The sequence below is a fragment of the Psychrobacter immobilis genome (genome assembly GCF_904846235.1).
Taxonomy (GTDB): Bacteria; Pseudomonadota; Gammaproteobacteria; order Pseudomonadales; family Moraxellaceae; genus Psychrobacter; species Psychrobacter immobilis_C.
On record NZ_CAJGZN010000004.1, the window covers coordinates 75,824 to 97,792 of the forward strand.

General features: G+C 44.4%; 19 protein-coding genes and 2 pseudogenes. 10 read left to right on the forward strand and 11 right to left on the reverse strand.

Translation table 11 applies throughout. The features are described 5' to 3' along the window. Position 1: 1 nt before the first annotated feature. Together greA and JMX07_RS03790 are read left to right on the forward strand one after the other, a co-directional pair. On the forward strand, positions 2 to 478 hold the full coding sequence (gene greA, locus JMX07_RS03785) for a transcription elongation factor GreA (RefSeq protein ID WP_057760725.1): 477 nt from the start codon (positions 2 to 4) through the stop codon (positions 476 to 478). Between the two features lie 471 nt (positions 479 to 949). Beyond that, positions 950 to 1,843, forward strand: coding sequence for a hypothetical protein (locus JMX07_RS03790; RefSeq protein WP_227684608.1), 894 nt, complete (start codon positions 950 to 952; stop codon positions 1,841 to 1,843). A gap of 189 nt (positions 1,844 to 2,032) precedes the next feature. On the opposite strand, the gene JMX07_RS03795 is transcribed toward JMX07_RS03790, so the two are convergent. Next, a complete protein-coding gene (locus JMX07_RS03795; protein WP_201606370.1) occupies positions 2,033 to 2,584 on the reverse strand; it encodes a hypothetical protein in 552 nt (183 codons plus the stop codon). A 245-nt stretch (positions 2,585 to 2,829) separates the two neighbouring features. Between JMX07_RS03795 and JMX07_RS03800 the strand changes: the two genes are divergently transcribed. The 5 genes and pseudogenes from JMX07_RS03800 to JMX07_RS03820 all read left to right on the forward strand — a co-directional run bounded on the left by JMX07_RS03800 (position 2,830) and on the right by JMX07_RS03820 (position 8,282). Further along, positions 2,830 to 4,098, forward strand: coding sequence for a putative DNA modification/repair radical SAM protein (locus tag JMX07_RS03800; RefSeq protein WP_201606371.1), 1,269 nt, complete (start codon positions 2,830 to 2,832; stop codon positions 4,096 to 4,098). 75 nt (positions 4,099 to 4,173) lie between these two features. Next, positions 4,174 to 5,046, forward strand: coding sequence for a TIGR03915 family putative DNA repair protein (locus JMX07_RS03805; protein ID WP_201606372.1), 873 nt, complete (start codon positions 4,174 to 4,176; stop codon positions 5,044 to 5,046). A 150-nt stretch (positions 5,047 to 5,196) separates the two neighbouring features. Next, a complete protein-coding gene (locus tag JMX07_RS03810; protein WP_227684609.1) occupies positions 5,197 to 6,528 on the forward strand; it encodes a glycosyltransferase family 4 protein in 1,332 nt (443 codons plus the stop codon). Positions 6,529 to 6,572: 44 nt separating this feature from the next. Beyond that, positions 6,573 to 6,788: pseudogene (locus JMX07_RS03815) on the forward strand (agmatine deiminase family protein); the annotation flags it as partial. Between the two features lie 120 nt (positions 6,789 to 6,908). Next, a complete protein-coding gene (locus JMX07_RS03820) occupies positions 6,909 to 8,282 on the forward strand; it encodes an NAD-dependent succinate-semialdehyde dehydrogenase (RefSeq protein WP_201606373.1) in 1,374 nt (457 codons plus the stop codon). Between the two features lie 95 nt (positions 8,283 to 8,377). Here JMX07_RS03820 and JMX07_RS03825 read toward each other — a convergent pair whose 3' ends face one another. The 4 genes from JMX07_RS03825 to JMX07_RS03840 all read right to left on the reverse strand — a co-directional run bounded on the left by JMX07_RS03825 (position 8,378) and on the right by JMX07_RS03840 (position 13,068). Further along, positions 8,378 to 9,820, reverse strand: a complete 1,443-nt coding sequence (locus tag JMX07_RS03825; protein WP_102083155.1) for an APC family permease — start codon at positions 9,818 to 9,820, stop codon at positions 8,378 to 8,380. Between the two features lie 60 nt (positions 9,821 to 9,880). After that, positions 9,881 to 10,030, reverse strand: coding sequence for a hypothetical protein (locus JMX07_RS03830; protein WP_166739214.1), 150 nt, complete (start codon positions 10,028 to 10,030; stop codon positions 9,881 to 9,883). A gap of 114 nt (positions 10,031 to 10,144) precedes the next feature. Further along, complete coding sequence (gene gabT / locus JMX07_RS03835) at positions 10,145 to 11,404, reverse strand: 4-aminobutyrate--2-oxoglutarate transaminase (RefSeq protein ID WP_201606376.1); 1,260 nt, start codon at positions 11,402 to 11,404, stop codon at positions 10,145 to 10,147. A gap of 200 nt (positions 11,405 to 11,604) precedes the next feature. Next, positions 11,605 to 13,068, reverse strand: coding sequence for an NAD-dependent succinate-semialdehyde dehydrogenase (locus tag JMX07_RS03840; protein ID WP_201606378.1), 1,464 nt, complete (start codon positions 13,066 to 13,068; stop codon positions 11,605 to 11,607). A gap of 220 nt (positions 13,069 to 13,288) precedes the next feature. On the opposite strand from JMX07_RS03840, the gene JMX07_RS03845 reads away from it, so the two are divergent. After that, positions 13,289 to 14,059, forward strand: coding sequence for an IclR family transcriptional regulator (locus JMX07_RS03845; protein WP_201606380.1), 771 nt, complete (start codon positions 13,289 to 13,291; stop codon positions 14,057 to 14,059). 53 nt (positions 14,060 to 14,112) lie between these two features. On the opposite strand, the gene JMX07_RS03850 is transcribed toward JMX07_RS03845, so the two are convergent. Together JMX07_RS03850 and JMX07_RS03855 are read right to left on the reverse strand one after the other, a co-directional pair. Beyond that, complete coding sequence (locus tag JMX07_RS03850; protein ID WP_201606541.1) at positions 14,113 to 15,321, reverse strand: CaiB/BaiF CoA transferase family protein; 1,209 nt, start codon at positions 15,319 to 15,321, stop codon at positions 14,113 to 14,115. A 204-nt stretch (positions 15,322 to 15,525) separates the two neighbouring features. Next, positions 15,526 to 16,710, reverse strand: a complete 1,185-nt coding sequence (locus tag JMX07_RS03855) for an acyl-CoA dehydrogenase (protein WP_179799224.1) — start codon at positions 16,708 to 16,710, stop codon at positions 15,526 to 15,528. A gap of 176 nt (positions 16,711 to 16,886) precedes the next feature. On the opposite strand from JMX07_RS03855, the gene JMX07_RS03860 reads away from it, so the two are divergent. Beyond that, the gene (locus tag JMX07_RS03860; RefSeq protein WP_201606383.1) at positions 16,887 to 17,714 is read left to right on the forward strand and encodes an IclR family transcriptional regulator; all 828 of its coding nucleotides are present in this window, start codon (positions 16,887 to 16,889) and stop codon (positions 17,712 to 17,714) included. A gap of 75 nt (positions 17,715 to 17,789) precedes the next feature. On the opposite strand, the pseudogene JMX07_RS13735 reads toward JMX07_RS03860, so the two are convergent. From JMX07_RS13735 to JMX07_RS03880, 4 genes and pseudogenes are all read right to left on the reverse strand, one after another. Beyond that, a pseudogene (locus tag JMX07_RS13735) lies at positions 17,790 to 17,882 on the reverse strand (hypothetical protein); the annotation flags it as partial. Positions 17,883 to 17,887: 5 nt separating this feature from the next. Beyond that, a complete protein-coding gene (locus JMX07_RS03870) occupies positions 17,888 to 18,781 on the reverse strand; it encodes a Hint domain-containing protein (protein WP_201606566.1) in 894 nt (297 codons plus the stop codon). A gap of 35 nt (positions 18,782 to 18,816) precedes the next feature. After that, a complete protein-coding gene (locus tag JMX07_RS03875) occupies positions 18,817 to 19,668 on the reverse strand; it encodes a hypothetical protein (RefSeq protein ID WP_201606567.1) in 852 nt (283 codons plus the stop codon). 18 nt (positions 19,669 to 19,686) lie between these two features. Continuing rightward, positions 19,687 to 20,052 (reverse strand): hypothetical protein, encoded by a 366-nt coding sequence (locus JMX07_RS03880; protein WP_201606390.1) that lies wholly within the window; start codon positions 20,050 to 20,052, stop codon positions 19,687 to 19,689. 102 nt (positions 20,053 to 20,154) lie between these two features. On the opposite strand from JMX07_RS03880, the gene JMX07_RS03885 reads away from it, so the two are divergent. Continuing rightward, complete coding sequence (locus JMX07_RS03885) at positions 20,155 to 21,969, forward strand: FMN-binding glutamate synthase family protein (RefSeq protein ID WP_201606392.1); 1,815 nt, start codon at positions 20,155 to 20,157, stop codon at positions 21,967 to 21,969.

The window sequence follows — 21,969 nt, forward strand, 5'->3', positions numbered from 1 at the left end:
CATGCAACGTTACCCAATGACTCCGCAAGGACACGCGGCTCTAGAAGCCGAATTAAAACAGCTAAAAAGTGTCGACCGTCCACGCATCACAGCATCGATTGCTGAAGCACGCGAACACGGCGATTTGAAAGAAAATGCTGAATACCATGCTGCCCGTGAGCAGCAAGGTTTTTGTGAAGCACGTATTCGTGATATCGAAGCCAAACTTGGTGGCGCTCAAGTCATCGATCCTTCGACACTGCCAAAAGAAGGCCGTATTGTATTTGGTGTTAGCGTCGTGATCGAAAACATGGACACCGAAGAAGAAAAACAATACAAAATCGTCGGCGATGATGAAGCTGACTTTAAAGCTGGCAAAATCTCAGTCAACTCACCAATCGCTCGTGGTTTGATTGGTAAGTTTGAAGGCGACGAAGTGCGCATCGAAACGCCAAAGGGCGTCGTTGAATATGAAGTTATGAAAGTTATCTACGACTAATAGCTACACTACGTTCTAATCTAGAGTTTTGATACTCTCAATTGTAGATAGTTTGAGAAATGACTTTTAGATAATAGTTTTTATGACAATGATTGTGACTGGCTACTTAGTTATGCAATTCCATAGATGAAAGCTGTACTACACATAGATAGCATTTATACCGTTTCGGTTACACAATGCTGCTTTTATCCATGATTTGTTTTGGCGCATAATTATTTGAGTTTGAGTGCACCATAACTTCAATATTAAGTTTATTCAATAAGAAATAGTTAAGATTGAATAGCTTTTATACAAGTTAGCACTGCTGCGCTCTTACTAAAAATAATGATGGTCTGATCGCACACATAGGCTAATATCAGCACTACTACCCTCGTTATTTGGCATATTTTTCGGTGTCATTTAGCGGGGGTTTTGTTTATCTAGGCATTATCTATTGTTGTATTACTTACTATTATTTTTGAGGAGTCTTTCATGATTATGAACGATGGTTTTCAAGCATCAACTGCTGAAACGACTATGGCAAAAAATGCAGCTATGTCTGCATTGCTAGCAGGTATCGTGTTGGCTACATCATCGGCCAATGCTGCCCCTGAGATTGCCATTAGCTCCTCTGCGAGCGGTAGCACCACGGTGGTCGAGCAATATTCTGATGGCAAAACTGCTACGATTACGGCGACACCAAACGGTATCACCATGCAAGACGGCATGCCGTACGCGGTGACTCAGGTGACCACTGTGCCACGCTATGTCGTGCATCAGTCTCCTGTTGTCCAAGGTACGACGACCGTTACTAGCGTACCAGTGACTAACTCTATTACCAACAAGGTCACTAAAGTAGATGTGATTACCACGCCTGCCAGCAGCGTGACGCAAGTACTACCTGTCGCAACCAATGTCACCCCGCCAGTGATTATGCAGCAGCCAGTGACCAATCAAGTAACGACCACGACGACAACTTTGGATACGTTGCAACTGACTCCTACCTTTAGTACGCCTGGCGTGGTCAATGCAAATACCAAAGTCATGAAAATTCTAAAAAATGCTGATGGACGTGAAGTTGCCGTTCCTGCCAATCATATTGCCCCTGGCGATGTGATTGAGTATCACACCACTTATACCAACACCTCAGCACAGCCGGTCAATGACATCAACGCCATGATCTCATTACCAAGTGGCGTCCAGTTAGTCTCGTTGAATAGTCCTCTGCCGACGCTTGCCACCACTGGCGGAGACAGCTATCAAACCATTCAGCAAGTTGGCAATACGGTGGTTGTCCAAGAAAACTACTCTGGTCTAAAATGGAACTTGGTGAACTTTGATGCCAATGCAGCCAAAACCGTCGTCATACGTGCCAAGGTTCAATAAAAATTGGGTTATAGCGTATTATTATTGAATAGATACCAGTATATGTAAAAGGTCTTGTGGACTAGTTATCTAGTCAGCAAGACCTTTTTTGTGTCGGTGGCTTGGTTTTGAGTGTGGTAAAGCACTGCTTTAAGCTTAGGATATAAATGCTTGATGCAGTGGCAGAAATAGCTGAGCTTTTAGAGAAGATCATTTTTCTTTATACAGAATAGGCCGATTAATTAGATTATTAAGTTTTGTCATAAAAAAGATAAAACCAAAACCAAAGATTGACGTAGTGAGCACTCTTATCATGTTTTGATCGAACATTAGGTTTTTGGTATCTTCGTAAGTTATTTGCAGATCCTCCTCTGATCCTCTAATGTCTAAGCTGACTAATTGCGGTAAATTATTCGATACGCCTAAAAAATTGGGCTGATAGTACCAACCAACTCTTGCGTACTTGCCAAGCCTAGGTTCAAGGTATGTAGGACCCATACATGACCCAGTATTAATAAAGCCAAATACATTATAGCTACAGCCGTAAAGCGTTATTTGTTTAGGATTTTCGATAGATTGCAAGGCTATACTAAATCCCGTATCAGTGATAATGCCTTCACTGTATTGTAGCTCTGACTCCTGCGGAAAATCTCTACCCTGCCATTCCAAAAAATTGAGTGCAATGAAAAAAGATATAAACGAGACATTTAGAAACGTATCGAACTTTTGAGACGCTGATTTTTCTTTAAATTTTTTGAGCATAAAATTTCTCTAAAAGACCCTTTTATGGAATGTTTGAAAGAATCTATATTCGCACTTAAAAGATAGATATATTAAGCTACAGAGTTTAGCCTTTAAATAAACCTCAAACTACTGTTTACTATATTAGACACGAATCATACGACACTATTTGTCGTGTTGTTTTTGGGATTCTCCTATAAATACAATGACTTAGCGATAATTTTGGTAAAATAGTCTTTCATCAATTAATTGGTAAAACGCGACTTATGGCAAACATCAATTATGAAAGATTACAGGGCAAACTCAATATTTTGGCTGATGCTGCCAAGTATGATGTTTCCTGCTCATCCTCCGCTGGTACTCGAAAAAACCAAGGCGGCGGACTAGGCGATGCCTCAGCAACGGGTATCTGTCACAGCTATACCGAAGATGGTCGCTGCGTCAGCCTATTAAAGATTCTTTTGACCAATCACTGCATTTACGACTGTGCTTATTGCACCTCACGTAAAAGCAATGACACGCCGCGTGCTGCGTTCAGTGTCGAAGAAGTCGTCGACTTAACCATGCAGTTTTATCGCCGTAACTATATCGAAGGGCTATTTCTTAGCTCTGGTATCTTTAAAAGTGGCGATTATACGATGGAGCGACTGGTCGAAGTTGCCAAACTCTTACGTACGCGTGAGCGCTTTAATGGTTACATCCATCTAAAGACCATTCCAGGTGCGTCAAAAGAACTGCTGCTAGAAGCAGGATTATATGCGGATCGTTTGAGCGTCAATATCGAGATTCCGACCAAATCAGGATTGGCTTTGCTTGCACCAGAGAAATCACATGATCAATTAAAAGCACCAATGGAGACGGTAAAAGAAGAAATCATCACCATTCGTGAAAGCCGTAAAACTCACAAGAAAGCGCCTAAGTTCACGCCAGCAGGTCAGACCAGTCAAATGATCGTTGGTGCGAGTAACGAGACTGACTTGCAAGTGATTCAGTTATCGAGTCACTTCTACAAAACGTATGATCTCAAGCGGGTCTATTACTCAGGTTATGTACCTATGCTCTCTGATAATCGCTTGCCTACGATTGGAACGCCCGTGCCGATGGTGCGGGAGAATCGTCTGTATCAAGCAGACTGGTTAATGCGTTTTTATGGTTTTGGTGCGCATGAGATTGTAGAGCCGGAGTCGCCATTTTTAGATTTAGACTGCGACCCAAAGCTTGCTTGGGCAATACGCCATCGCGAGCATTTCCCAGTCAATATCCAGACAGCGACTTATGAAATGATAGTGCGTATCCCAGGTATCGGTACAAAGACTGCCAAGAAAATCGTCAAAGCACGTAAGTTCAATCAATTGACGCTATACCATCTAAAAAAAATGGGCGCTGCGGTCAACCGTGCTAAATACTTTATCGCGACCACTGGCAAAAACGAACACCTTGCACATCTAACGCGCGATAATTTCCGTCAGTATGTATTGGCTCAAACGCAAACCAAGTTTAATGATCAGCGTACTGGGCAGTTGGCTTTATTTTAGAATAGCTCTAGATAGCATGGGTTAAAAAACCTGCTATCACGTTACTGTATTTATGATAGAAATGTAGGATAAAACATGTCAGCACTTATGCAAAACGACTCTTACGCTGTCGGTCAATTGACGCCTAGCATTGTACTGTATGAGCCTAGCTTTGAAGGTTGGCTGAGTGCTGTGTTTTATGTCTATGCCAATCGTCTACAGAACGATGTGGCGCTAAAGCTAACCGCTCAAGATTGCTATGTGCCATCACTCATCGCTCAGGCGACTAGCGTGGCAACCGATGAGGATAAAGCCGAGCGGGTGTTAGTCAAATTAAATACCTTATTGGGTCACTCAGGCATGCGAAATATCTTATGGGGATTTTTATCAGAGAAAGACGATATCGGTACGACATTGTTTCGCGTGGTCAAATACGCCATCGACTACCCTAGCCGTCAGATCATGCAAGATTTAGGTAATTTAGATGTTCTGGAGCTAGTACAGACAGTCAAATCTGTCGGCCGTGAGAAACATCGCATGGAAGCGTTTGTACGTTTTGAGCATACGACTGATGATATTTATTTTGCACGTGTAGAGCCTGATTTTAACGTATTACCATTAATCGGAGAGCACTTTCGGCAGCGTTATCAGGATCAACAATGGGCAATCTATGATCTGACTCGGGGCTACGGCATCTATTATGATAAAAATAATAGCACGCCATCACGTCCAGCAAAGCTGCAAACCATCACTAATCTTGATGATGCGGTACTACGTAACCCTGCCAGCATCCATAGTCCTGATGAGCAGCGCTATCAAAAATTCTGGCAAGGTTACTTTACTAACGTCAATATCAAAGAGCGCAAAAACCCTAAGCTGCATAAACAATATCTCCCGCAGCGCTACTGGAAATACTTGAGTGAAAAACAAGTACTGCCCAATGCTGAGCACTTACAAAAACGACGCTAACGGCTTTTGATGTTTATTAATCCATGGCTTACGCTTATATATTCTAAAAACTACCTATCTGACCTCATCTTTTTATCTTGATGGTTGAGTTTTAATCGCTTTTAACTGACAATAGCAAATTGATATTACTAACCGGTGACCAACGCTATTATGAAAGTTATGCGCTTACTGTCGTCTCTAAAGCATGATGAATCCGAGCGCGGTATTTTTCATCTTGGGCGAGCATTGGTCAAAAATGAGCATACCTCTATCATTGTCTCTAGTGCCGATGAAGACAATGACTTGGTTAGACGTCTCAAACGTGATGGCAATATTTACCATCAGCTACATGTGAATAAAAAGTCTTGGCTATCGCTATTGCAAGTCTCTGCCCTACGGCATTTGATAGAAAAGTACGAGCCCGATGTCATTCATGTGCATTCGCGTACCCCTGCATGGATATTGCATTTGGCATTGCGCCGTGCTCGCGTTAGACGTTTTCCCAAACTGGTCTCGACCATGTATGGGTTTTATCCTATTAATAAGTACTCTCAAGCCCTACTCAATGTTGATACGATAATCACCGTATCTGATAGCGTCACGCAATACTTAAAAAAAGGACTGCGCATCGAAGACGTAGATCCCAAAGTCATCACGCGTATCTATCGCGGTGTCGATACTCGGCGCTACCCTTATCGTCATAATCCTTCGGTCTATTGGTTACGTCATACCTTTGCTGAATACCCTGAGCTTGAGCACAAAAAATGGCTCGTATTCCCAACCGTCATCGGTAACGAGTATGGGCAAGAATGGCTGATAGATATTTTGGGTAACCTGCAAGAGCAGTTCCCCAATATTCATGTCATTATTATGGATGAAGACTATAAAGACGGCGATGTCGCTCATGAAGATTTTCGTCAACGTACTAATAGCTTGGGACTCGCTGAGCGCATTACCTATGTGGGCAGCAAGCGTAATGATATGCGAGAATGGCTATCGGCGGCCAATATTGTCATGGCACTTGCTAATGAACCCGAGTCAATCGGTATCAATGCCCTACAAGCCATACATCTAGGTACGCCAGTCATTGGTTGGGATCAAGCTGCCTTTAGCGAGATTTTACAACCGCTCTACCCGCAAGGCTTGGTTAAAAAATACAATGCCAATGCGCTTTGTAAAGCAGTTAGAAACCAGCTAGAAAGTGTCACGCGTCCTGAAATGACCAACAAATTCACCATGCGTGAGATGATCGAAAAGACGCTTGAAGTATATCAAAGCTTACATGATACGGCGCTTGCCGAAGAACAAGCCAAAGCAGATGCTATCGCAGTTCGACGCATCAAACGCAGTCTAAAAAAAGCATCTAAACCTGCCCTGAATGTCGCCGTGAAAAATATCGAACCTGTTGCTAAGAATCCAAAAATAAAGCTAACCAAGGAAAAATCGAAGGCAACGGATAATGTCGATACGACAGAAACAACTGAAGACAATCAACCACTGTAAACACTCATCAATCTCATGACGCCAAACCTCGCCTAACGGGTGATGTTTGTATCGCCTCCTATGCCAATTTTTTGATTTGTAATGACGCGGTCATCGTACCGCAATATGATGATATAAATGATGCACTCGCCATCGAGCAGCTTGAAAAAATCTTTCCGCACCATCAAGTAGTGGGAATACGCACAAAAGAGATTGTCTATGGCGGCGGTAATATTCATTGTATTACCCAGCAACAACCTGTAACCAAAGCGTCACTCTAAAACACGCCGCTTGGCATAGAATGAACCATAATAAATCGCACTTATTAGCAACTGAAAGTATAAGCATAAACACAAAAATGGATTTTAAACCCAAAAACACGCTAAAAATAAGGAAAAAGTATGAGCGATTATCAAATCAACAATCCAGCCACTGGCGAACTAGAAGCCACTTACCCTACCGCCACTGAACAAGACATCCAGCAAGTCATCGAGCAGGCTGACAACGCCTATCAAGACTGGCGTCAAGTCTCATTGAGTGAGCGCAGTGCACTACTGCATAAAATTGCCGATATCTATCTTGAGCGTCAAGACGAGCTGGCTCGTATCGTGGCGGGTGAGATGGGTAAACCCGTTGCACAAGCCAAGGGTGAAATCGGTCTGGTCGCTGAGATCTATCGTTACTATGCAGACAATGCTGAGCAGCTACTCGCGCCGAATACCATTGACGTTGACTCAGGATCAGCTTCGGTAGAAAAACGTCCTGTTGGCGTTCTACTCGGTATCATGCCGTGGAACTATCCACATTATCAAGTGGCACGTTTTGTCGCGCCAAACTTTATGGCGGGTAATACAATTATTCTAAAACACGCACCGCAGTGTCCAAACACCGCAGAAATTATCGTCGATATCTTTAAAGATGCTGGCGTACCTGAAGGTGTCTATAACAATATCTTTGCGACCAACGAGCAATCAGCGACCATCATCAATGACACACGCGTACAAGGTGTCTCGCTAACAGGTTCTGAACGCGCTGGACAAGCCGTTGCAAAAGAAGCTGGCGGCGCACTCAAAAAAGTCGTTTTAGAATTGGGTGGTTCAGATGCCTTTATCGTCGCAGCCGATGCCGATATCGAACAAGCAATACAAGGCGCTATCTCTGGTCGTTTTGGTAATACTGGACAAGCCTGTAACGCAGCCAAGCGTTTGATCGTCATTGAATCAGTCTATGACAAATTCGTCGAAGGTTTTACCAATGCAGTCAGCAGCATGACTTTGGCCGACCCGCTTAAGGAAGATACGTTTATTGGCCCAATGTCATCAAAAGCCGCTGCGGTCAACTTGCAAGCGCAGCTAGACAGTGCTATTCAAGCAGGTGCGACAGTATTGGTAGAAGGCGGCATGGAAAAAGACAAGCCTGGCGCTTGGTTTAAGCCTGCGGTACTGACTGATGTGACTGAATCCATGGATGTATATCGTGAGGAGCTGTTTGGTCCTGTCGCTGTCGTCTACAAGGCTCGTGATGTCGATCACGCTATCAAGATTGCTAATGATGTGCCTTTTGGTCTTGGTGCTTCTATCCAAACGCAAGATGCTGCCCTAGCTGCTGATATTGCTGATAAATTAGAAGTGGGCATGGTCACTATCAACGCGCCGTCTGGTACCGAAGCCAATACCCCATTTGGCGGCGTTAAACGTTCAGGATTTGGTCGCGAGCTTGGTACGCTTGGTATCACTGAGTTCTTAAACTATAAGCTGATTCGTGATAAGTCTTAATCAATAGCGTGGTTTCTAGAATAGCAAAAGGCCTAACATTGAATGTTAGGCCTTTTTTTGAAGGATGATTTGGCTAAAAGTTCTGCTCGACAAGCTTAACGTTTGGGAGGATTGTCTTTTAACCACAACTGATTGACGATTTTTAATTCACGCAGCTCTTCTGCCATGATTGCCTCACTAATACCCGGATATTTCACTCTCGCATAGCCATATAACACGATGCCCAAGACAGTCCAGCCAAAGAAAATCCACCACTCGATTGGTGTCAGTGCCGATGGCATACCTGGCATATACAGCATCAACATACCAATGCTGAGCGCAATCGTGACCATACCGACCAGTTTACCTGCGGGTATTTTGAATGGACGTACCATATCAGGCTCACGATAGCGTAATACTAAGAATGATATCGCCACACAGGTATAAGCAATGACGATGCCAAAACCACCTGCATCTACGATCCAAACCAGCATTTTACGACCAAATAATGGTGCTAACGTCGCCAAACCACCAATCAATAAGATAGCATTTGATGGCGTATTGTATTTTGGATGCAATTTGCCCAAAAACGCTGGCAACATATGTGCTTTTGACATCGCGTACAACAGGCGACTACCACCGATAAGAAATGCATTCCAGCTTGATAAAATACCCAGCACACCACCGATAACCAGTAAGATACCTGCCCACTTACCTTGCCACGCATTGGTCATCGCATCAGCAGTAGCGAGGGTTGAGTTCTCTGCTTGGACAAGTGGCAAAGTCGTGCCGACGCTCCAAGCGATACCCACATACCACAGCACGGCAACCACAATAGAGACAATCAAAAACTTGCCAATATTGGGCCGAGTTAAATCAATCTCTTCTGCCGCTTGTGGAATGACATCAAAACCGACAAACATAAAAGGCACCATGACAATCACTGCCATGATACCGCCAACCCCACCAATGAATGCTGGCGCTTGTATCGAGTTTGAGGTTTCGGGATTGAACAAGACCGCACCGATGAACAATAACGTACCAACGAATAAAATGCCCAATACGGCCGTTTTTTGGAACCAAGCACTGACTTCCATGCCGCGTATATTCAGCCAAGTGACGATGACAGATCCCAGCATTCCGACGCCCACCCAAGTGGCATACACATCCCACCCAGCAATGGTCCAAAGATACCCTTGGTTATAATTAGGAATGAAATATTCTACGACTGTCGGTAAGGCAACCGCCTCGAACGCGACGACTGAGAAGTAACCGAATAAAATACTCCACGAGCAAATAAAGGAGACATTGACCCCTAGCGCTCGATGCGTATAGGTATGCTCGCCACCAGTAATCGGCATAGAGGCAGCAAGCTCAGCATACGTCACGCCGATCAGTATCACTGCTAGCCCGCCTATCAAGAACGCCAACATCGCGCCCCACGTACCCGCAGATAAAATCCAACCACCTGCCAACACTACCCAGCCCCAACCAACCATTGCACCAAATGCTAATGCAATAATATCCAGCGTTCCTAACGATTTCTTTAGTTCAGACATAACTTACTCCTTGTCTGTGTGTCATCCGTGTCAACCTGTTACAGTTACACTATTTTTGTTTCATGGAATCATACCCATCATGTTTGTTGTGTCTGTCGCGTCGCCGAAAAACTTGTATTTGCCGTCGGTATAGTATTCAAACAGCAAAAACAAAAACGGCGTCTTGACTTGCAAGGCGCCGTTGAAAAACTCACTCAAAGCGAGTGTCATAAGGGCAACCTTGCCGTTATCTTTCATACAATCTTTTAACCAATATCGGTACTTGAACTAGCTGTGCTTGGTTAAAAGCGATCCATCGCTAAAGTAAATGACACTCAGTATTGCTTATGCGGTTAGAATACCTTTGATGATATCAAGGCCTTCTTGTAGCACTTCATCCTCAACCGTCAATGGCACCATTACACGAATGGCATTGCCATACATACCACAAGACGCTAATAGCAAGCCTTGCTCAAATGATTTTGCTTTTAGATTGGCAGCAGCGGCGGCATCAGGTTTGCCTTCGCTATCAATCAATTCAAACGCTAGCATAGCGCCTTTATAACGGATATGACCGATACTGCTTAGGTTCAAGCCTTTTAAGAACGCGGCGATGGTATCACCAATCACCACACTACGCTCAAGTAAGTTTTCTTCTTCGATAACTTCCATAACAGCAAGCGCCGCCACACAAGCAAGTGGGTTACCAGAATAAGTACCGCCCAAGCCACCGACTTGCGGCGCATCCATAATGTCAGCACGCCCAATGACCGCAGAGATAGGATAACCACCAGCCAAACTCTTCGCGGCAGTCATTAGATCAGGCTCAACCCCTAGCTGTTCACCTGCAAACAAGGTACCGGTTCTCGCAAAACCACACTGTACTTCATCAAAAATAAGCACGATGCCATGCTCATCACAAATCTCGCGCAACGCTTTGGCAAATGACGGCGTTACCTGATGGAAACCACCCTCGCCTTGGACTGGCTCAATGATCATTGCCGCTACTTCACTAGGATCGATGTCTGCTTGGAAGATCATGTCAAGGCTATGTAACGCTTGCGCTTCTGTTACGTTCAACTCTTCTGCAGGGAACAACGCATGGAACACAGGTCCTGGCATCGGGCCAAAGTTCTTTTTATATGGTAGTACTTTGCCTGTCAGACTCATACACATCATGGTACGACCATGCCAGCCACCAACAAAAGAAATCACGCCTGGACGACGGGTTTTAGCACGAGCAATCTTGATGCAGTTTTCAACCGCTTCTGCGCCAGTGGTCAAAAAGAATGCTTTAGTATCGCCACTGATAGGCGCTTTTTCACACAGCTTTTCAGCCAGATCCACGTAGCATTCGTAGTTAATCATTTGCGCTGCAGTGTGCGTAAATTTGTCTAGCTGCTCATGGACACGTTGGGTAATTTTTGGATGGCTATGACCCGTGTTCAATACTGAGATACCACCGACAAAGTCGATATAGCGCTTGCCTTCGATGTCCCAGATTTCTGAGTTCTTTGCTTTTTCTGCAAAGATAGGAAAGGCAACCCCAAGTCCTGTTGGTAAAACAGCTTTGCGGCGCTCAAGTAATGATTGATTGGTAGTCATGGGAATGTCCTTTTCTTTGTTCGTAACATAAGTGCCATCTAAAGATTGGCGGTTTATTTGATGTCTGTTTTTTACTCAGTAGATATCACATGGTGTTTATTTGACCCAAAACACCATAGATATCCAAAAATTTGCGCTAGTTGATGCTTTGCTCATTGTTACTTTGCTAACCATTAAACCAACTCATTAGGTTATGGCTATTAGGTGATATCAGAGCACCAGTATTTGGTCGTGATATAGTCTTCGATACCGTATTTTGAACCTTCACGGCCAAAGCCAGATTGCTTCACGCCGCCAAATGGGGCAACTTCTGTAGAAATTAGACCAGTATTATGACCGATGATGCCGTACTCAAGACCTTCGGTAACGCGCCATGAGCGGGCATAGTCGCTACTATAGAAGTAAGCGGCCAAGCCATAGATAGTATCGTTAGCAGCACGGATAACTTCTGCTTCGTCTTTGAAGGTAAAGATGGTCGCAATCGGTCCAAAGATTTCTTCAGAGGCGATGTCCATATCGCTACTAATATCGGTGATAACCGTTGGGTTATAAGTCAGCTCTGATGCGTCATTGACACTACCACCAGTGACCAGTTTTGCGCCTTTATCTAGCGCGTCTTTTAGCAAGGCTTGTACTTTATCTAACGCTTTTTTGTTGATAAGAGGACCGATATCTACGCCTTCTTCTAAGCCGTTACCTACTTTTAATTCGGCGACTTTTTTGACAAAGACATCTAAGAATTTATCTTTAATGCTGTCTTGAACGTATACTCGATTGGCGCAGACACAAGTCTGACCAGCATTACGATATTTAGAAGCGATTAAACCGGCAGCGGCTTTCTCTAGATCGGCATCATCAAAGACGATAAATGGCGCATTGCCACCCAACTCTAGCGATAACTTCTTAATAGTTGGCGCGCATTGTGCCATCAGCGTACGGCCTACTTCTGTAGAGCCTGTAAATGATAGTTTATGAATGCGTGCATCACCCGTTAGGATGTCGCCGATGACAGAAGACTTACCGGTTACGATCTGAATGACGCCAGCTGGAATGCCCGCTTGCTCTGCCAACACACCTAGTGCCAATGCAGAGTAAGGTGTCTCGGTGGCAGGTTTGACGATAATCGTACAGCCTGCTGCTAGTGCAGGAGCAACTTTGCGCGTAATCATCGCAGCTGGGAAGTTCCAAGGTGTGATAGCAGCACAAACACCAACCGGCTGCTTGAGAACGACATGACGTAGCTGTGTGCTATTAGCAGGAATCACATCACCATAGACGCGTTTGCCTTCTTCAGCGAACCAACGGATAAAGCTGTTGGCATAACCTACTTCACCACGTGACTCAGTCAGCGGCTTACCTTGCTCAGCAGTCATGATGATGGCCAAGTCTTCTTTATTGGCATCGATGAGGTCTGCCCACTTTTGCAATAATTCTGCACGCTCTTTGGCGGTTTTTGCTGCCCAGTCTGCTTGGACGTCATGAGCATAAGCAACAGCTTCGTTGACATCTTCTGTGGTCAGGCTGGGTACAGTACCAATGAGCTCGCCATTAAAAGGATTGTTTACATCGAGCGAAGCTTCATCACTAGCAGCATGCCAGCCGTCTTTGATGAAGCAAGATTGTTTGAGTAAATCTGGATTTGATAACTGCAGCGCGTGTGACATGTTGACGCTCCTTGTCATTTAGAGTGTGTTTATAAGAATGAATAAAATAGTAAGTCGTAAATAATTATTGATAATTCATTATTTGTTCAATATACTGAACACGTATTCTATATACGAGACGTTATTATAAGAACGATATGACGCGATTTGCAACCCTTAATCTCATTATTTTAAAAATTATCTTGTACTTCTTTCTTTTATTTCACTTTATAGGTTATTTATGAGCTCGACTGCCGTACCTGCGCTAGACAAAACGTTTCAGATTTTGGACTTGATTACCGATAGCTCACAGCCTCTGACAGCGGCTCATATCGCCAAGGAACTGGGGCTACCGCGTAGCTCGACTCACAATATTTTGCAAAGCCTATTGACCAAGCATGTCATTTATAAAGACCCTGAAAGCCGTTTTTATTTGGGTTCATATTTGATGTACTGGGCAGGCAAGTACGAGCAGCAGCAAGGCGTGGTGCATTTGTTTAAAGATTTGATTGTGCAGTATCCGGTACTTCTTCAGCACACGGTTACCTTGTCCAAGCTTGATTTGGGCGAAGTGGTATTTTTGGCTTGTCATGAGTCGCCTGCGCCGCTTGGCTTTACTTTTCGTGCGGGGGTCCGCGTACCTGCCGTCTTTTCGGCGACAGGTAAAGCCATGCTATCCACGTTGTCGATGGACAGCATCAAATCATTGTATAAAGATGCGTTTCCGACGCCGATGACCCAGCATGGAGTGAGTAATTTTACCGATTTGGCAACCGAGCTTGCGGCGATACAAGAAAGCCGAGTGTCTCTCGATGATGGACAATTGCGCGATGGGATGTACTGCTTAGGGACTTATATTCGTAATGCGTCAGGCAATGCAGTCGCTGGTATGGCCGTGAGTTTTTTGCAAGGAGAGTATGAGTCTAAACGGGCTGAGGTCAGTGCGGTATTGATTGAATTGGCGGAGCAAATTGAGCAGCATTTAGGCTTTAATCCTAACGCTGAAAGGTAGCGTTAGGATTGAATATCGATGTAGGTCTAGAAAATATAATCCAAAAAATTCTGTTAGACAATCCCATCGGCTTTTAGCTTTGCGATCATCTCACTGTCATAGCCCAAATCAGCAAGCGTACTGGCAGTATGCTCACTCAACTGGGGTGGCGGCGTACGATAGCTGACTGGTGATACGGATAACTTGATAGGGTTACCAAGTGCACGTACTGGACTGCCTTGCTCCGCGAAATTAACAATCATATTCCTCGCTTGCGCTTGCGGCATGGCCAAGGCTTCAGCCACATTATGAATGGCGCCGCATGGAATACCTGCTTGATCTAAAACCTCTAGCCAATAGGTGCGAGGTTGCTTGGCAAATTGTTTAGTCAGCTCACCGCACAGCAGTTCACGATTGGCAACGCGTTGTGGATTGGTCGTAAAACGCTCGTCGGTATGCCAATCAACTGCGAGCACGTCACACAGTTTGGCAAACTGACTGTCATTACCACAGGCTAAAATAAAGTGCTGCTCGCCCTCGCCAGCAAACACTTGATACGGCACAATATTAGGATGCTGATTGCCCAGTCTTGGTGGAATCTTGTCTGAAGCCAAATGATTCATACCGACATTGGCCAGCATGGCGAGCGCGCTATCGAGCAATGCCACATCGACATGTTGACCAACACCCGTATTTTGACGCGCCAATAGTGCCGCCTGAATACCAATCGTCAACTGTAAACCTGCAAACAAATCGACGACTGCCACGCCAACTTTGTGCGGCTCGCCATCGCTTGGACCCGTGATACTCATCAGCCCTGACAATCCTTGGATAATATAATCATAGCCGGGGCGTTCGGCATCGGGACCTGTCTGCCCAAAGCCTGTCAATGACGCATAAATCAGCCGCGGATTGTCTTGTTTTAAGCTGTCATAATCCAAGCCGTATTTTTTTAGACCACCGACTTTGAAGTTCTCAACCAAAATATCACTCTCAGCGATTAGCTGTTTAATGATGGTTTGCCCTGTCGGCGTAGTGATATCTACCGTGAGCGACTTTTTATTGCGGTTAATCGTAGCGTAATAAGCGGAGGTATCGTCACTGAATACTGGCGGTGCCCAATGACGTGTCTCATCACCGATATGTGGACGCTCAACCTTGATGACTTCGGCACCAAGATCAGCAAGCACTTGGGTACAAGAAGGCCCTGCCAACACTCTCGATAAATCAAGCACTTTAATACCATGCAATGCGCCCTTTGGCATATTAGCCATATCAATCATATCTGTCATGAGCTTCCCTTACTCTGTCGCGTATTTTGCGACTTTTAATCATAAAATTGTTATTCATGATTTAGCTATTTAACCGTTGAATCATGAATAACAACTGAAAAACGTACGCTACTGTTAATGCTCTTTTGATAAAAAGCCAAGCAGTAACGTACGTCATAAAATACAGTTGTACCAAAAATTATTAGCTAAAAATTCTTAAAAGAACGCTTGAATGCCTGTCTGTGCACGGCCTAGGATAAGCGCATGAATATCATGTGTACCCTCGTAAGTATTGACGGCTTCCAAGTTCATCACGTGACGGATGATATGGAACTCATCAGAGATACCGTTACCGCCATGCATGTCACGAGCGATGCGAGCGATATCAAGCGCCTTGCCGCAATTGTTACGCTTAATAAGTGAAATCATTTCAGGTGCTGCATTGTCTTCATCCATCAGACGACCCACGCGTAGCGCTGCTTGTAGACCTAAGGTAATTTCAGTCTGCATATTAGCCAGCTTCAACTGTACCAGCTGCGTTGCCGCTAGCGGACGACCAAACTGCTTACGATCGAGCGTGTACTGACGAGCAGCTTTCCAGCAGAACTCAGCCGCACCCATCGAACCCCATGCGATACCATAACGGGCTTTGTTTAAGCAGCCAAATGGCCCTTTTAGACCACGGATATCTGGGAAAGCATTGGCTTCAGGAACGAATACTTTGTCCATAACAATCTCACCAGTGACTGACGCACGTAATGAGAACTTACCTTCGATTTTCGGCGCAGATAATCCTTTCATGCCTTTGTCTAAAACAAAACCGCGAATCTCGCCAGCATCGTCTTTTGCCCACACGACAAATACGTCAGCGATAGGACTGTTGGTGATCCACATTTTATTACCAGTCAACTCATAACCGCCATCTACAGCGCGCGCACGAGTAGACATCGATGAAGGATCAGATCCTGAGTCTGGTTCAGTCAGACCGAAGCAGCCTACATACTCACCTGTGGCAAGCTTAGGCAAATAACGCTCTCTTTGCTCTTCTGTGCCATACGCCCAAATAGGATGCATAACCAAGCTTGACTGTACGCTCATCGCTGAACGGTAGCCCGAATCAACGGCTTCTACTTCCTTGGCAATCAGACCATAAGCAACACTCGATAAGCCAGCACAGCCATAACCTTCAATCGTGACACCAAGCAGACCCATTTCACCCATTTGACGCATGATATTACGGTCAAAATTCTCATTGCGATTGGCCTCAATAATGCCAGGCATCAGCTCTTTTTGAAAAAACTGACGCGCGCTGTCGGTGACCATGCGCTCTTCTTCAGTGAGCTGGTCACGTAGTAAAAAAGGATCTTCCCAATCAAAGCGTGGGCTAGTAGATGTTGCCATGTGGATCTCCTTGGTATCAGTCATCCTGACTGACGAATAGTGATTGATACATCATTTGGTCTAACAAGTCATTGACTTCATTATTCCGCTGTGCGAAACTTAGTTTCATAATTTAAAACCATTTAACCAAACTTTCGCTGCGCTGTAAACCTTTATCAAAAAAAGATGAGTATAAAATGACGAAACCCTTATCAACAGCTACTCCGCTACTCGAACGCATGCATGCAACAATGAGTCAAAACAAGGAAGAGAATGACCGACAGTTTGTGACGGCATTGGGTCGTGGGCTGTCTCTACTCGCAGCATTTGAACATGATGACAGGCTCACTCATCAGCAATTGTGTCAGATGACAGATCTGCCAAAGGCAACCATTACTCGCCTTATCCATACCTTAACCACGCTTGGGTTTTTACGTGTCACTGAGCACGGACAGTATCAATTGGGCAGTAGTGCTGTCCGATTAAGTGCGACCGCATGGAGTCGTCACGATATGGTCGCAGCAGCTGAGCCTTTACTGCGTCAGTTTGCTAGTGAGAATGAAGTATCTGTAAATTTGGCAACCGAAGTCGAGGGAGAAATGCGCTATCACGCCTGTTGCCGTAGTCCTGCTCGCCTATCAGTCAACTTGCAGGTTGGCTCCGCCGTACCTGTCGCACGCACTGCCATTGGACGTGCTTTTTATGCGGTAAGTACGCAAGCGAGAAAGGCGGTCATCATTAGTAATCTACAAGAGAATTTGTCTGTTGAAGATTATAACCATGCGCAAACTGCCCTAGCCAGTGCGGCAAAGTATTATGAAAAGTATGGCTATACCGTCTCTGATGGGGAGTTTTCTACTGATATTTTGGCAGTCGCGGTTGGGGTATATGATGTCGCAACAGGACAATATGCTTATTCGCTCAATGCCAGTGTACCAAGTGCCAACTGGGAAGCGGATGAGTATGCTGCGATGATCGTGCCAAAATTGCAGGCGTTGGCGGAGCGGATTGGTGGCGGGGTTTAAAACAGTAATATGGTGAAGATATAAGCCTTTTAGCCAGTCATGACACTTTTCTATTGATATAAATTAAAGAGCTGGTTAATTGGCTGGCTCTTTAGCGTCTAATACCCACACAGCATCGTGTCCAACAAAATACGTATGATGGTCCGCCACTTCTATGTTATAGACGTGGTCCTCTAAGGGTTAGGGCATATATCGTTATAGCGTCGCATCTGCTTATGAATACTTTCATCTGTTAATCCCATTGAATCGCCATACTTTTTGATACTGGCTAAAGCTTTTTTGAATAAACCTTCATCACCAATTCTATTTTCTTTGATTATTTTTCCCTCAAAGATTAGAGGTGAGTGCATCTCTCTTACAAACCTTTCTGCACTATGTGTCTTAGGCGCTATGTCTTGACGTAATCTTACATTCAATGTTTTATAAAGATCAGGGTCTATAATAAAGGGTGCCTTTTCATTGATGAGCAACTTAGCATCAGAAGTTTGCAGATTGACAGTTTTGATTTCTTCTTTGAACGCTTCTTCTGTATTGGCTAAACTTACATACTGATAGCCACTATCTGAGAATTTTACAAATTGAACCAGTCCGTCAGTTTCCCATAAGTCTTTGTCTTGTATGTTTTGTATGTAAGCACAGCCTTCAGGGTAGTTCGGTAAAGTACGTACAGGGATAAACGAGTAATCATCAAGTGCAATCGTATCACCATGAGCAGACGTTAGATATCTAGCTGGTAAACGCTCCGCCGACAACCATTCACCTTCCTTATCTTCAGGCTGGCGAGTTACCCAGAATGGGTGATTGCTGGTACAAAAGATATAATTGCTACCCTTTTCTCCTCGCGCATCAGCGGTCTCATTAAAATACTCAACTTTAAAGATACTTTTCTTATTGGGTGATTTAAAGGTGCTGAGTACGGGTTTGTAATCTATATCACCACTACCATCTTCAGACTTAGAGAGTACAGGCTTTGATAAAATTAAGTCACCTACTTTGATATCTTGAATCGGCACTAGACCTTTATCGGTATGTACGAGCGTCCCTGCCACAAATCCTTTGTTATTCATTAGCTTTCCTTTTACTGTTTTTATTATTGATGCAATTAGTTATTTGAACTGGCATCATGTACCCATAGTCCTGCTTGATCAATAAAACAAGTATGATTGTCTGCCACCTCAAAGTTGTAGACGGTTGTCGTATAAGGAATAGGCTTATCTTGATGGTCTTTTAAATAATTTAGTGTTCGTAGCCCACCTTCTTTGTTTAAACCCCCCTTATTCAAGTAACCATTTTGCTGGTAAAAACTAAGATCTTTAACATAGCCTATACCTTTATATTCTGCCTTACTATAGTCGAGCATGTGTGCTTCGGCATCTTGTACGTAATCATCGTAGTAGTCTTCATGATAATGCTTTTGATACCAAAAATAGTTTGGATTACTCTCCAAATCTTCATGAGCGATTTGATAGGTAGGTTGCACACGCTCAACGGTATACATTACGCCATCGGCATTCACAGCAATCTCATACTGTTGTAGTTCGTCCACACGTTTAAAGTGAGGCTGATCATAGAACTCAATGTCCGCCTGTGGATTTTCCATGGCTCCGACCACCCAAACAGGGTGATTGGGCGTCGCTAGAAAATCACTGAAGCGACTAGCTGATTGAATTTTTTTATCAGCAAGCAGATAATTTTGAATATCAAAGTTTTCATCACCTGGTTTTAATCTATAAGGCGAAGTATTATTTTTCTCTAAACGTACGATCCACATCTCTTTGTCTTCATGCACAAAGGTCTTGACCACAGGCTTATACTCTATGTCACCGCTACCATCTTCAGGCTTGGAGAGTACAGGCTTTGATAAAACTAAGTCACCCACTTTGATATCTTGGATTGGCACTAAACCTTTGTCTGTAAGAATCAAAGTCCCTGCCACAAATCCTGTGTTGTTCATGTCTTATCCTTTTTAATATTATCGTTTTAACCCATCAAACCTCAGCCCAAACTTTAGCAGATACTTACGCAGTCGGTCGCTGTCGTTATTGCTTTTCAGCTGAGTTCTGGAGTTGGCGTACAGATAGCGCCCAGCCGCCGCTTGGTTTTTATGGTTGATACAAACCTCAATCACATATGCCAATTGCACTGCATCAAACGGATCAATAGTTGTCAGCATGTCTTCATTGAGATATTTTCTTAAAATATTATGGCTACCCTGCTCAACGGTTTCGCTGTTTAAAGTAACATATGGGCTATTTTTAATCACTTTATTGCATATACTGTCATTACTTATTTCCGTAATCGAACTAATGCCGCTCTCAACAGAAATGATTTGGATCACCCTGTTACCCATTGATACCGACGTAATGACGTCATGCGTGTATGATGTACGCGACAAATGTAAGCATCTTATTTATATCAATCATTACTATTGAGCCTCGCTATGCCTGAATCTCGTACCAATCTAAACCCTGAACCAAAAACCAGCTCGCCGTATTTTATCGGATTATTACTTCGCTATAGCACGTTTGGCGCGGCGATTTTAATTCTATTAGCGGGCTTATTATTGGTAAGTTGGTGGCTGATTGTAATCGGTGGTTTGGCTGTGGCGCTTGGTATTTATGATTTGATTCAGTCCAAGCACGCGATATTGAGCAACTACCCTGTCGCTGGACATATTCGCTATGTATTGGAAGATTTCCGTCCTGAGATTCGCCAGTACTTGCTTGAGGACGATAAAGAACAAGTACCGTTCTCACGTCAGCAGCGTGCGCTAGTCTATCAACGTGCTAAGAACGTCAGTGACACCAACGCCTTTGGTACGTTGGACAATCTATATACTCATGGTAAAGAATGGTTTTTGCAATCTACCATCAGTGCACCGTTAGAAAACAAAGACTTTCGTATTATGGTCGGCGGTGAGCGTTGTCAGCAGCCACACGATATGTCGGTATTCAATATCTCCGCGATGAGCTTTGGCAGTCTCTCAGCGAACGCCATCATGGCACTCAATCAAGGCGCAAAATTGGGCGGATTTACTCATGACACGGGCGAAGGCGCGATCAGCCCTTATCATCGTAAGTTCGGTGGTGATTTGATTTGGGAATTGGGTACAGGCTACTTTGGTTGCCGTGATAATGATGGTAACTTTGATCCACAGTCTTTTGCTGAAAAAGCCGTCGATCCTCAAGTTAAAATGATTGAAATCAAGCTTTCACAAGGTGCCAAGCCTGGTAAAGGTGGCGTCCTTCCCTCTAGCAAAATCACGCAAGAGATTGCAGACACACGTCAAGTACCTACGGGTCAAGACTGTATCTCGCCTTCTTCGCATACCGCATTTAGCACCCCGCGCGAGTTAGTCGCCTTTTGGCAGCAGCTGCGTGAGTTATCTGGTGGCAAGCCAGTTGGCTTCAAGCTATGTATTGGTCAGCCATGGCAGTTTATGGCGATTGTCAAAGCGATGATAGAGACGGATAACTATCCTGATTTTATCGTTATTGATGGTGCAGAAGGCGGCACAGGTGCAGCGCCTGTCGAGTTTATGGACAATGTCGGCATGCCAATGGTTGAAGGGTTTTTGCTCGTACATAATACTTTAGTCGGTGCAGGTATTCGTGACAAAATTAAGCTTGGCGTCAGTGGCAAGATCGTATCAGGCTTTGATATTGCGCGCATGATTGCGCTAGGTGCCGATTGGTGTAACTCAGCACGTGGTTTTATGTTTGCGGTTGGCTGCATTCAGTCGCGCTCTTGTCATACCAACACCTGCCCAACGGGTGTAGCTACCCAAGATCCATATCGTCAAAAGGCGCTCGACGTCCCTAGTAAAGCTGAGCGTGTTGCAAGTTTCCATAAAAACACGCTAAAATCGCTTGCCAGTATCGTAGGTGCGGTTGGTTTACAGCATCCTAGCCAATTACAGCCGTATCATATTGCACGCCGCTTAGACGATGGGCAGATTAAGCTGTTATCCAAATTCTTCTACTTTACTGATAAAGGCGCATTGCTCGATCATAGTGCCCGTGCCGATGTATTTAACCAGATGTGGGTCATGGCAAACCCTGATAGCTTCTTAGCCAATAATGACGCACTCATTGCTTATAACAAAGACTCGCGTGATAAGGGCAAAGAAACTGGCGCGCCAACAGAACACAGCGCTGGATACAATTCTGAGCATTTGACCAATCTCACCGATGGTGGACGATTAATTGGTAATGTGAATAATACAATCCGCGACTTCCCGCCTACTAGCGATTGA